This is a genomic window from Streptomyces sp. NBC_00683 (assembly GCF_036226745.1).
Classification (GTDB): Bacteria; Actinomycetota; Actinomycetes; order Streptomycetales; family Streptomycetaceae; genus Streptomyces.
In genome coordinates, this window is the sequence record NZ_CP109013.1 from 3,024,400 (window position 1) to 3,036,306 (window position 11,907).

The window sequence follows — 11,907 nt, forward strand, 5'->3', positions numbered from 1 at the left end:
GTTCCACCGTGCGCCGATTTCGTCGCCCTGAAATACGCATCTTAAATACCAGTTCTATCCCTTGCCTGCTCGTCCTGCTCCACCCACACCTGAGGAGTCACCCGATGCTCTCCGAGACGTCGACCGCCACCGTCCGTGCCACCCTGCCCGCCGTCGGGGCAGGCATCGACGACATCGCGGACCTCTTCTACCGGAAGCTGTTCGACGCCCGGCCCGAGTTGCTCCGCGACCTGTTCAACCGCGGCAACCAGGCGTCGGGCGCACAGCGCCAGGCTCTCGCGGGCTCCATCGCCTCCTTCGCCGCCCAGTTGGTCGAACACCCGGACGTCCGCCCCGACGCGATGCTCATCCGCATCGCCAACAAGCACGCATCGCTCGGCATCACGCCACAGCAGTACGAGGTCGTGCACACCCATCTCTTCGCGGCCATCGCCGAGGTACTCGGTGACGCCGTCACGCCGGAGGTCGCCGCCGCCTGGGACGAGGTCTACTGGCTGATGGCCAACGCCCTGATCACCATCGAGAGCCGGCTGTACGCCCAGCAGGGCGTTGTCGCAGGTGACGTGTGGCGTGAGTGGACGGTGACCTCACGGACCGAGGAGACGAAGGACGTCGCCACGTTCGGGATCACCCCCTCCGACGGCACTCCGGCTCCGGACTTCCACCCGGGCCAGTACGTCTCCGTACAGGTCGCACTCCCCGACGGCGCACACCAGATACGCCAGTACAGCCTCTCCCGCGCGCCGGGCTCCGCCCTGCGTTCGCTCACCGTCAAGCGGGTACGGGGCCAAGGCACTCCCGACGGCGAGGTCTCGCAGTACCTGCACACCCACGTGAGGGAGGGCGACCGGCTGCGCGTCTCGGCCCCGTACGGCGACCTGGTGCTCGACGACAGCGGCGCCCCGCTGCTCCTCGCGTCGGCGGGCATCGGCTGCACCCCCATGCTGTCGATGCTGGAGCACCTGGCGGCGAAGGACCACCGCTCCCCCGTCACCGTGGTGCACGGCGACCGTTCGGCCGCCGACCACGCCCTGCGCAGGGACCACGCCCTGTTCACCGGCAGGCTCCACGACGCCACCGCGCACTTCTGGTACGAGCACCCGGAGCCGGGCCACCCCCGGGAGCGCACCGGTACGGTCGACCTGACCGCCCTTCCGGTCGCTTCCGGAACCCGCGCCTACCTCTGCGGCCCGCTGCCCTTCATGCGCGCCGTCCGCTCCCAGTTGCTCGCCAAGGATGTGCGCGCGGCCGACATCCACTACGAGGTGTTCGGCCCCGACCTCTGGCTCGCCCGGGGCTGACCACCGGCGGATGCGGCGCCCCGCAGCTCGCGGAACTGTCCGGAACGACTCGCACTTTGCCCGAACAGGTGGCCCGGAGGCCCGCGTTCCGGTACAAGCGCTGTACGGACACACTCCCCACGCACCAAAGGAGTCGGCCATGTCCTCACCCATGTCCGCGAGCAACTTCCTCAAAGCCCTGAAGGACGAGGGGCTCACCGTCGTCCAGGTCGGCGACTGGCGTACTCACAACCGCAATCACCAAGGTCCCTGGGGACCGGTGCACGGCGTGATGATCCATCACACCGTCACCAAGGGCACCGCCCGCACCGTCGAGATCTGCCGTGACGGCTACTCGGGCCTGCCCGGCCCGCTCTGCCACGGCGTGATCGCCAAGGACGGCCGGGTCCATCTGGTCGGCTACGGCCGCGCCAACCACGCCGGCCTCGGCGACGACGACGTCCTGCGCGCAGTCATCGCGGAGAAGGGACTCCCGACGGACAACGAGGCCAACACCGACGGAAACCGGCACTTCTACGGGTTCGAGTGCGAGAACCTCGGCGACGGGAAGGACCCCTGGCCCGCCGTCCAGCTCGAAGCCGTCGAGAAGGCGGCAGCGGCCGTCTGCCGCTTCCACCACTGGGACGCGCCTTCGGTCATCGGCCACCTGGAGTGGCAGCCGGGGAAGGTCGACCCGCGCGGCTTCTCGATGACGGGCATGCGCACCCGGATCCACGACCGGCTCAAGTAGCGGCCGGCCATCCGCACAGGCCGCACCGGCAGCACAATGAGTGCATGCACCACGAAGCGCTCGACCTCTCCCGGCTGCAGCCGGCTCTCCCCTCGCCCCTGCAGCCGGCCGAGGACGAGCGCTTCGCGCGTCACGGCGTGACACTGCTCCTCAAACGCGACGATCTGATCCACCCCGACCTGCCCGGCAACAAGTGGCGGAAGCTCGCCCCCAATCTCCGGGCGGCCGCCGGACGCACCGTTCTGACCTTCGGCGGGGCCTACTCCAACCACCTGCGCGCCACGGCCGCCGCAGGACGGCTGCTCGGCTTCCCCACGGTCGGGGTCGTACGCGGCGACGAACTTGCCGACCGCCCTCTCAACCCTTCCCTCGCCCGGTGTGCGGCCGACGGCATGCGTCTGCACTTCGTGGACCGGGCGACGTACCGCTCGAAGGCCGCTCCCGAGGTCCTGGACGGGCTGCTGGGCCTCTTCGGGGCGTGCACCGTCCTCCCGGAGGGTGGCAGCAACGCTCTCGCCGCACAGGGCTGCACAGCGCTCGGCCACGAGCTGCGCGGGCGGGGCGACACGGTCGCGGTGGCCTGCGGGACCGGCGGCACCCTGGCGGGGCTTGCTGCCGGACTCGGTCCGGGGCAGCGCGCCCTGGGCATTCCTGTGCTGCGCGGCGGCTTCCTGGAGGACGTCGTGCTGAACCTGCAGCACGAGGCGTTCGGCGCACGGGCCGGGCAGTGGTCCCTGGACGAGCGCTTCCACTTCGGCGGCTACGCGCGTACGACCCCGGAGCTGCACGCGTTCGCCGACGACTTCGAGGACCGCCACGGCCTGCCGGTCGAGCGGCTCTACGTGGCCAAGCTGCTGTACGCCCTGACCGCACTGGCCCAGGAGGGAGCCTTCGCCCGGGGATCCACGGTGACCGCCGTGATCACCGGGCGGCCGGACTGACGGGGCAGCCGGGCCGACAGGGCCCCGGGAGTCCTCGGGGCCCTGGGACACTCAGTCTCCGTCCGACTCCCGGTAGGCCGCTGCCTCTTCGAGGTCGAGCCGGCGCAGCAGTGCGCGCAGCATCTCGTCATCGATCCGGCGCTCGTCCCTGAGCTGCACGAACACCTCGCGCTCGGCGCCGATCATCTCCCGCGCGAGTCGCCGGTAGGTCTCGTCCGCCGACTCCCCGGTGACCGGATTGGCCGCGCCGAGCCGTTCCCACACCGCGTTGCGGCGCCGTTCCATGACGGTCCGCAGACGTTCGGTGAGCGGGTCGGGCAGTGCGTTGCGCGGATCGGACAGCAACTCCTCCAGACGCGTCTCCGCAGCCGTGGAGGCCTCGCTCTGCGCCTGGGCCTCGGCCAGCGTCTCGGTCTGCGGGTCACGCCCCGGGAGCTTCAGCACCCGCACGAGGAGCGGCAGGGTGAGGCCCTGGATGACCAGGGTCGCGATGACGGTCGTGAAGGTCAGGAAGAGGACCAGGTTGCGGGCCGGGAAGTCCTCCCCGTCGTGTGTGACGAGCGGGATGGAGAACGCGATGGCCAGCGAGACGACGCCTCTCATCCCCGCCCAGCTCACGATCAGCGGCGAGGTCCACGGCAGGTCGGGTTCGCGTTCCCTGATGCGCCGGGAGAGCCACAGGGGGAGGTAGCTCGCGGGGTAGACCCAGACGAAGCGCACCACGACCACTGCGATGAACACGGCGGCCGCGTACCAGAGGGCTTCGATGACGCCGTAGGTGCCGAGCCCTCTCAGGACGAAGGGCAGCTGCAGCCCGATGAGCGCGAAGACCGCGGACTCCAGGATGAACGCGACCATCTTCCAGACGGCTGCTTCCTGGAGCCGTGTCGCGAAGTCGACCTGCCAGGAGCGGTGTCCCAGGTAGAGCGCGACGACGACCACGGCGAGGACTCCGGAGGCGTGCACCCGTTCCGCTGCCGCGTACGCCACGAAAGGGATCAGCAGCGACAGGGTGTTCTGCAGCAGCGCCTCCTTGAGGTGCGTGCGCAGCCAGTGCAGCGGCACCATCAGCAGCAGGCCGACACCGACTCCGCCGACCGCCGCGAGCAGGAACTCGCCGATCCCCTCGGCCCAGGTGACGCCCTCGCCGACCGCGGCGGCAAGGGCGACCCTGAACGCGGTGATCGCGGTGGCGTCGTTCACCAGGGACTCGCCCTGGAGGATGGTCGTGACCCGGGCGGGCAGCCCGACCCGCCGGGCGATCGCGGCGGCCGTGACGGCGTCCGGCGGGGCGACCACCGCGCCGAGCACGAGCGCGGCGGTCAGCGGCAGGTCGGGCACGACCAGGTACGCCAGCCAGCCCACCGCGACGGTGGCGAAGAGCACGTACCCCACGGAGAGCAGGGCGACCGGCCGCAGATTGGCCCGCAGATCGAGGTACGAGCTGTCGACCGCGGCCGTGTACAGCAGCGGGGGCAGCAGAAGCGGCAGCACGACGTGCGCGTCCAGCGTGTAGTCCGGTACGCCCGGCAGGTACGCCGCCAGCAGGCCCACGGCCACCAGAACCAACGGGGCCGGCACCGGGGTCCGCCGCGCGGCCCCCGCGACCGCCGCGCTGGCCGCTACGAGTGCCACCAGCGGCAACGCGTCCATCTCACCGTCCTCGCATCCGTCGTAACGTGGCCATCATGAGTGAGTGCCTGCATGTTCTCGAAATGCCGCGCCCCGAGCCCGCCCCGCTCAGCGAAACCTGCCTCGAGTGTCTGGCCGCGGGCAGCCATCCCGTGCAGCTGCGGCTCTGCCTCACCTGCGGCCACGTCGGCTGCTGCGACTCGTCGCCCCTGAAGCACGCCACGGCGCACTTCCACGAGACAGGTCATCCGGTCATGCGAAGTTACGAATGCGGCGACAACTGGCGCTGGTGCTTCGAGGACGGTTCGATCGTCTGACGTCTGGGTACGTCAAACCGGCGCCGGTTCTTCGCAATTGACCACCGCAGACCTCTAGCCACTGTGCGTACTCATGGGCTTACCATGAGTGACGGTCAGGGGATGGGGGCTCGGCGACACGGCATCATGGATCGCGATAGCGTCGCCGAACCACAGAACCGACGAAGACCGCATGGCTCCGGGCACTCGTCCCGGAGCCTCGAATGAGTTTGTGCCACCTTGGAGGTGAGGGTGTCCCAGATCGCAGGCGAGCCCGGGAATCAGGACTTCGTAGAGGTCCGGCTGCCCGCTGCGGGTGCCTACCTGTCGGTGCTGCGTACGGCCACGGCCGGTCTCGCAGCGCGTTTGGACTTCACTCTCGACGAGATCGAGGATCTTCGCATCGCGGTCGACGAGGCCTGCGCGATCCTGCTCCAGCAGGCCGTGCCGGGTTCCGTCCTCAGCTGCGTCTTCCGCCTCGTGGACGACTCCCTCGAGGTGACCGTGTCGGCCCCGACCACGGACGGCCGCGCTCCCGAGCGCGACACCTTCGCCTGGACGGTGCTCTCCGCACTGGCCGGCAAGGTCGACTCCACGGTCGCCGACGACCGTACGGTCAGCATCAGCCTCTACAAACAGCGCGGCGCGGGACCCGGGCCGGCGTGAGCGACGGGAACGGGGACGGTCCTGTGCGGGACGAGACGATCCGATCCGGGGTGGTGCGCCCAGCAGCCGTCCCGGAGCAACAGGCCCGGCCGCACCCGGTGGACGGTGCGGACGGGACCCAAGGCCGCACGGTCGCGGTGAAGCAGTCGCAGGCAGAGCGGGCGGGCCAGATGAGCGAGCACAGGCACCACGATCCACATGACCGCAGCGGGGCGCGGGCACTCTTCATCGAGCTGCGCGAGCTCGCCGACGGCTCGCCGGAGAAGGCGGAGCTGCGCAACCGGCTGGTGCGCATGCACCTCCCGCTCGTCGAGCACCTGGCCCGCAGATTCCGCAACCGGGGCGAGCCACTGGACGACCTGACCCAGGTCGCGACGATCGGACTGATCAAGTCCGTGGACCGGTTCGACCCGGACCGCGGTGTCGAGTTCTCGACGTACGCGACCCCTACGGTCGTCGGCGAGATCAAGCGGCACTTCCGCGACAAGGGCTGGGCGGTACGGGTACCCCGCCGCCTCCAGGAGCTGCGGCTGTCGCTGACCACGGCAACCGCGGAGCTCTCCCAGCAGCACGGCCGCTCCCCGACGGTGCACGAGCTCGCGGAGCGCCTGGGCATCTCCGAGGAGGAGGTCCTGGAGGGCCTGGAATCGGCCAATGCCTACAGCACGCTCTCCCTGGACGTCCCGGACACGGATGACGAGTCCCCCGCGGTGGCGGACACGCTCGGCTCCGAGGACGAGGCGCTGGAGGGTGTCGAGTACCGGGAGTCGCTCAAGCCGCTCCTCGAGGACCTCCCGCCGCGCGAGAAGCGGATTCTGCTGCTCCGGTTCTTCGGCAACATGACGCAGTCGCAGATCGCGCAGGAGGTCGGCATCTCCCAGATGCACGTCTCCCGACTGCTGGCGCGCACGCTCGCACAGCTGCGCGAGCGGCTGCTCGTCGAGGAGTAGGCGGAGCGGGCGCCGGGGGACGAACGACCCGGGGCTCGGGCCTCGGGGGGTCACCCTCGGGCTCCGCCCCGGGGTCACCCCCGGGCTCAGGCCTCGGGGGTCGCCCGCGGCCCGCGGATGCCCAGCGCCCGCGTGGTCGCCGGGTTGAGCAGCAGCACGAGCGCTGTCACGGCGACGGCGGCAAGGACGATCCCGGCCGGGATCAGGGCGCCCTGCGCACGCAGCAGCGTCCAGGCGACCGGCAGGGCCATGAGCTGGGTGATGAGCGCGGGGCCGCGGCTCCAGCTGCGCCGCAGCAGCAGCCCGCGGGCGGCGAACAGCGGAATCAGCCCGAGTGCCAGCAGCGTGAGTCCGCCCATCTCGGCCTGCTGGGGGCTCTCGGGCCGGCCGAGCAGCCCCATGACCAGCATGTAGATCCCGCCGATGGCGAGCGCCGCCCCTTCCAGGGCACTGAGTGCGGCCACGACGGCGATCCGGCCCTGCCTCTCCGGGCCGGCCGAGGGCGACGGGGAGGGCGCGTTCTGCTGAGTACTCACGCCATTCAGGTTGGCATCCCGGCCCGCCGAACGCGAAGCCGGGGTCGAGCCGGAACGGAACCGGACCCGGGACGTCGTCACTTTCCGTTACGGGCGGCGGACCGAGCGGATCAGGACTTCAGGCCGGTACAACGCGGTAGGTAGTCTGGCGTGCATGCGCGCACTTCTCGTGGTCAACCCAGCTGCCACCACTACCAGTGCGCGGACCCGTGATGTCCTCATCCACGCCCTCGCGAGCGAGATGAAACTCGAGGCCGTGACCACGGAGTACCGCGGCCACGCCCGGGACCTGGGACGACGCGCGGCCGACTCCGACGACATCGACCTCGTGGTCGCCCTCGGCGGCGACGGCACGGTCAACGAAGTCGTGAACGGCCTGCTGCACAAGGGGCCCGATGTGGACAGCCTGCCGAGTCTCGCCGTGGTTCCGGGCGGCTCCACCAATGTGTTCGCACGCGCCCTGGGCATTCCCAACGACGCCGTGGAAGCGACCGGCGCCATCCTGGACGCACTAGCCGACCGCAGCGAACGGACGGTCGGCCTCGGCCTGGCGGCCGGCACCCCGGGCACGGCGGACGAAGCCGTTCCGGAACGCTGGTTCACTTTCTGTGCCGGACTCGGATTCGACGCGGGCGTCCTCGGCCGGGTCGAACAGAAACGCGAGCGGGGCAAGCGTTCGACCCATCCGCTGTACGTGCGCCAGGTGATCCGCCAGTTCCTGGAGGAACCGCACCGGCGCAAGGGCCTGATCACCCTGGACGTGCCCGGCCGGGACCCCGTCACGGACCTCGCGCTGTCCATAATCTGCAACACCGCACCCTGGACCTACCTGGGGAATCGTCCGATGTACGCCGCCCCGAAGGCATCCTTCGACACCGGCCTGGACATCCTCGGTCTGAAGCGCCTCACGACGCCCGCGGTGGCGAGGTATGCCACCCAGCTGCTCACTTCGAGCCCCGAGAAGGGCCCACACGGCAAGCACGCAGTCTCCCTCCATGACCTCACCGACTTCACCTTGCATTCAAAGGCTCCACTGCCCTTCCAGATGGACGGTGACCACCTGGGACTGCGTACGAGCGTGACGTTCACAGGCGTACGCCGTGCACTGCGTGTGATTGTGTGAGTGGAAGGGCTCAAAGTCCTTTAACTCGAACGTTTGGGCTGGCCCCCACCCCTTAGAAGTACGGCTGTGACCTAGTCGACACCGAGGAATCAAAAAAAACTTTCCAGAAGGGGTTGTATCCGCCGCCGAGGTTTGCGAATCTCTACATGGCGATCGGGACGGCCCGCAACATCGGCCTCCACTGAGAGCCAGAACCCCTCCTCACCACAACAGGACCACAACCAGTTCATCTGGGAGTCGGACCTTCGTCTGCGGGGGGATTCGTGAAAGCGTTCACATTCACAAGCATCCGCATGTAATACCAAGGAGAGGTAGCAGCCATGGACTGGCGTCACAACGCCGTTTGTCGTGAGGAAGACCCGGAGCTGTTCTTCCCCATCGGCAACACCGGTCCTGCGCTGCTGCAGATCGAGGAAGCCAAGGCCGTCTGCCGTCGCTGCCCCGTCATGGAGCAGTGCCTGCAGTGGGCGCTCGAGTCCGGCCAGGACTCCGGCGTCTGGGGTGGCCTCAGCGAGGACGAGCGCCGCGCAATGAAGCGCCGCGCCGCTCGCAACCGGGCGCGTAACGCCAGCGCCTGACCGACGCCCCCCGCACGACGAGCCTCAGCCAGGCGGCGCGTACAGAGCGTACGCACAGCCCCGCCTTCGAGTCGCAGCGCGCAGTACCCCCGAAGCGCATCGCACCGTGAGCACCACACAGTGGGCCCGGACCGTTACCACGGTCCGGGCCCACTGCTCTGTGCGGTGCCGCTCTATTTGTCGTTGGTGACCGGGATGTCGAGGATGACCTGTGTGCCGCGCCCCGGCCCCGGGACCATGCCGAAGGTGCCGCCCAACTCGCCCTCCACCAGCGTCCGCACGATCTGCAGACCCAGGTTGCCGGCCCGCTGGGGGTCGAATCCCTCGGGCAGGCCGCGGCCGTCGTCCGTCACGGTGATCAGCAGCCGCCCCTCGGTGGGTGAGCCGCCCCGTACCGCGGACACCTCCACCGTGCCGGACTCGGCCGGGGTGAAGGCGTGCTCCAGTGCGTTCTGCAGCACCTCGGTCAGCACCATCGAGAGCGGAGTGGCCACTTCCGCATCGAGGACTCCGAAGCGGCCCGTGCGGCGGCAGGTGACCTTGCCGGGCGAGATTTCGGAGACCATCGCGATCACGCGGTCGGCGATCTCGTCGAACTCGACCCGCTCGTCCAGATTCTGGGACAGCGTCTCATGCACGATGGCGATCGAACCGACGCGCCGCACCGCCTCGTTGAGCGCCTCGCGGCCCTGCTCCGAGTCCATGCGGCGGGCCTGGAGGCGCAACAGGGCGGCCACCGTCTGGAGGTTGTTCTTCACCCGGTGGTGGATCTCCCGGATGGTGGCGTCCTTGGTGATCAACTCCCGCTCACGACGCCTCAGTTCCGTGACGTCACGGAGCAGGACCAGCGAACCGATGCGGACACCCTTGGGCTTGAGCGGAATCGCTCGCAGCTGGATCACGCCGCCTTCGCCCTCGACCTCGAACTCCCTGGGCGCGTACCCGCTCGCCACCTTGACCAGGGCTTCGTCGACCGGGCCGCGCGAGGGCGCGAGCTCGGCCGTCGTCGCGCCGAGGTGGTGGCCGACGAGATCGGAGGCGAGGCCGAGACGGTGGTAGGCGGAGAGGCCGTTGGGGCTGGCGTACTGGACGACGCCGTCGGCATCGAGCCTGATCAGCCCGTCGCCGACGCGCGGCGAAGCATCCATGTCGACCTGCTGGCCCGGGAACGGGAAGGACCCGGCGGCGATCATCTGGGCCAGGTCGGAGGCGGACTGGAGGTAGGTGAGCTCCAGCCGGGACGGCGTACGCACGGTGAGGAGGTTCGTGTTGCGGGCGATGACCCCGAGGACCCGGCCCTCACGGCGTACGGGGATCGACTCGACCCGTACGGGGACCTCCTCGCGCCACTCCGGGTCGCCCTCGCGCACGATCCGCCCCTCGTCCAGGGCGGCGTCCAGCAGGGGCCGGCGGCCCCGCGGCACCAGATGGCCGACCATGTCGTCCTGGTAGGAGGTGGGCCCGGTGTTGGGCCGCATCTGCGCCACGGACACATAGCGGGTCCCGTCGCGGGTGGGCACCCACAGGACGAGGTCGGCGAAGGACAGATCGGAGAGCAGCTGCCACTCCGAGACCAGCAGATGGAGCCACTCGAGGTCGGTGTCACTCAGGGCTGTGTGCTGGCGGACAAGGTCGTTCATGGAGGGCACAGGGCGAGCGTACCTGTGGATACGGACAGGTTCCGAACCGATCAGCCCGCCGATGCGTGACACTGTGCAGTGCGGTCGCGCTCAGAAAAATGTCCGCGACCGCGGATGGACACGGACTATTGGTCTAGTCCACAATGCAGCAGGTATGCACATGATGGAACTAGAGCATCATGTACAAGACAGACCTCCGCTCTCCCCGCACAGGAGAGCGGATCGAGACACCCGGCGCTCTCTGCCCTGACTGCGCCGGTGTCTCCAGTGGCCGGAGGCACCGCACACCGCCGGCCAGGTAGCTCCGGGCTGCGGTGCCGGACGGGCTGAGGGTCCCGTCCCGGCGCCGCGGCCCGCGGGTGTCTCCGGGGCCCGACGGACCGGACCGGCACCGCCCGGAAGCCGCCCCGGAACCGCTCGGAAGCCGCCCGGAAGCCGCCCGGAAGCCGCTCCCGGACGTCAGCTCGTCTCGGTGATCTTGGCGAGGGCGCGCGGCGCGTCCGGATCCTGCCCCCGGGCGATCGTCACCTCGTACGCCAGCATCTGCAGCGGCAGGATCTCCAGAACCGGCTGCAGTTCCTCCGCCACTCCCGCCGTCGGCAGCACGAAGCCCGCGGACGCCGCCTCCACCTGCGCCTGGGGGCCGACGACGAAGAGGTCGGCGCCGCGGCCACGGAGCCGGTCCAGGACGGGCTGCAGGGCCTTTCCGCCCCGGCCGTCGGTGACCACGGCGATCACCGGGGAGATGTTGTCGACCATGGCCAGCGGACCGTGCAGCAGATCCGCGCCCGAGTAGGACAGAGCGGGGATGTAGCTGGTCTCCATCAGCTTGAGTGCGGCCTCCTTGGCCGTGGGGTAGCCGTAACCGCGCGAGGTGATGACCATGCGCTCGGCGAAGCGGTAGCGCGAGGCCAGCCCCGCCACCTCGGCCCTGCGACCCAGGATCCCGTCGGCCAGGTCCGGCAGCACCGCGGCCGCGGCCGCCCCGTCACCACCGCCCAGGGCCTCCACGAAGAGATAGAGCGCCAGCAGGGAGGCGGTGTAGGTCTTCGTGGCGGGCAGGGCCCGCTCCGGGCCCGCCAGGATGTCGATGTGGTGCTCGGAGACCGCGGCCAGCCCCGAGTCCGGATTGTTCGTGACCGCGAGGGTGACCGCACCGGCCTCCCTCGCGGCCTTCGTCGAGGCGACCAGGTCCGGCGAGCCCCCCGACTGGCTGATGGTGATCACCAGGACGTCCGTCAGATCCGGCTTCGCGCCGTACGCCGTCGTGGTGGACATCGAGGCCAGCCCGCACGGCAGGCCGAGCCGGATCTCCAGGAGGTACTTCGCGTAGAGCGCCGCGTTGTCCGACGTACCGCGCGCGGTGAGCAGGACGAAGCGCGGCTTCCTCGCCGCGATCTCGGCAGCCACGGCAGCGATCGGGCCGGCCCCCCGGCGGAGGATGCGCCTGAGCACCTCGGGCTGCTCGGACATCTCTGCGGACATGATCACACCCGGACGATCGGACATGACGG

Annotated in this window: 12 protein-coding genes; 8 read left to right on the forward strand and 4 right to left on the reverse strand. The window is 69.9% G+C overall.

The genetic code is table 11. The features are described 5' to 3' along the window. Positions 1-104: 104 nt before the first annotated feature. From OG257_RS13205 to OG257_RS13215, 3 genes are all read left to right on the forward strand, one after another. Positions 105-1,301: a globin domain-containing protein gene (locus OG257_RS13205; protein ID WP_329207522.1), complete on the forward strand. Its 1,197-nt coding sequence runs from the start codon at positions 105-107 to the stop codon at positions 1,299-1,301. Between the two features lie 139 nt (positions 1,302-1,440). Continuing rightward, the gene (locus OG257_RS13210; protein WP_329207523.1) at positions 1,441-2,031 is read left to right on the forward strand and encodes an N-acetylmuramoyl-L-alanine amidase; all 591 of its coding nucleotides are present in this window, start codon (positions 1,441-1,443) and stop codon (positions 2,029-2,031) included. Between the two features lie 44 nt (positions 2,032-2,075). Continuing rightward, positions 2,076-2,972, forward strand: coding sequence for a 1-aminocyclopropane-1-carboxylate deaminase/D-cysteine desulfhydrase (locus OG257_RS13215; protein WP_329207524.1), 897 nt, complete (start codon positions 2,076-2,078; stop codon positions 2,970-2,972). A gap of 51 nt (positions 2,973-3,023) precedes the next feature. On the opposite strand, the gene OG257_RS13220 is transcribed toward OG257_RS13215, so the two are convergent. After that, positions 3,024-4,625 carry a Na+/H+ antiporter gene (locus OG257_RS13220; RefSeq protein ID WP_329207525.1) on the reverse strand — a complete coding sequence of 534 codons (1,602 nt, stop codon included), beginning with the start codon at positions 4,623-4,625 and terminating at the stop codon, positions 3,024-3,026. A 35-nt stretch (positions 4,626-4,660) separates the two neighbouring features. Between OG257_RS13220 and OG257_RS13225 the strand changes: the two genes are divergently transcribed. From OG257_RS13225 to OG257_RS13235, 3 genes are all read left to right on the forward strand, one after another. Continuing rightward, a complete protein-coding gene (locus OG257_RS13225; protein ID WP_329207527.1) occupies positions 4,661-4,921 on the forward strand; it encodes a UBP-type zinc finger domain-containing protein in 261 nt (86 codons plus the stop codon). A gap of 231 nt (positions 4,922-5,152) precedes the next feature. Next, positions 5,153-5,566 carry an anti-sigma regulatory factor gene (locus OG257_RS13230; RefSeq protein WP_003966375.1) on the forward strand — a complete coding sequence of 138 codons (414 nt, stop codon included), beginning with the start codon at positions 5,153-5,155 and terminating at the stop codon, positions 5,564-5,566. After that, entirely contained in the window at positions 5,563-6,516 is a 954-nt protein-coding gene (locus tag OG257_RS13235; RefSeq protein WP_443054382.1) for an RNA polymerase sigma factor SigF, read from the forward strand. Before OG257_RS13230 ends, OG257_RS13235 begins: the two co-directional genes overlap by 4 nt. Before the next feature lie 86 nt (positions 6,517-6,602). Here the strand turns inward: OG257_RS13235 and OG257_RS13240 are convergent, their stop codons facing one another. Continuing rightward, positions 6,603-7,052 carry a hypothetical protein gene (locus tag OG257_RS13240; RefSeq protein ID WP_329207528.1) on the reverse strand — a complete coding sequence of 150 codons (450 nt, stop codon included), beginning with the start codon at positions 7,050-7,052 and terminating at the stop codon, positions 6,603-6,605. A 154-nt stretch (positions 7,053-7,206) separates the two neighbouring features. Between OG257_RS13240 and OG257_RS13245 the strand changes: the two genes are divergently transcribed. Then, the gene (locus OG257_RS13245) at positions 7,207-8,175 is read left to right on the forward strand and encodes a diacylglycerol/lipid kinase family protein (protein WP_329207530.1); all 969 of its coding nucleotides are present in this window, start codon (positions 7,207-7,209) and stop codon (positions 8,173-8,175) included. A 320-nt stretch (positions 8,176-8,495) separates the two neighbouring features. Then, positions 8,496-8,753, forward strand: a complete 258-nt coding sequence (locus OG257_RS13250; RefSeq protein ID WP_003953983.1) for a WhiB family transcriptional regulator — start codon at positions 8,496-8,498, stop codon at positions 8,751-8,753. A 173-nt stretch (positions 8,754-8,926) separates the two neighbouring features. Here OG257_RS13250 and OG257_RS13255 read toward each other — a convergent pair whose 3' ends face one another. Next, on the reverse strand, positions 8,927-10,393 hold the full coding sequence (locus OG257_RS13255; protein ID WP_329207532.1) for a sensor histidine kinase: 1,467 nt from the start codon (positions 10,391-10,393) through the stop codon (positions 8,927-8,929). A gap of 459 nt (positions 10,394-10,852) precedes the next feature. Beyond that, positions 10,853-11,902, reverse strand: coding sequence for an SIS domain-containing protein (locus tag OG257_RS13260; protein WP_329207534.1), 1,050 nt, complete (start codon positions 11,900-11,902; stop codon positions 10,853-10,855). Positions 11,903-11,907: the final 5 nt, after the last annotated feature.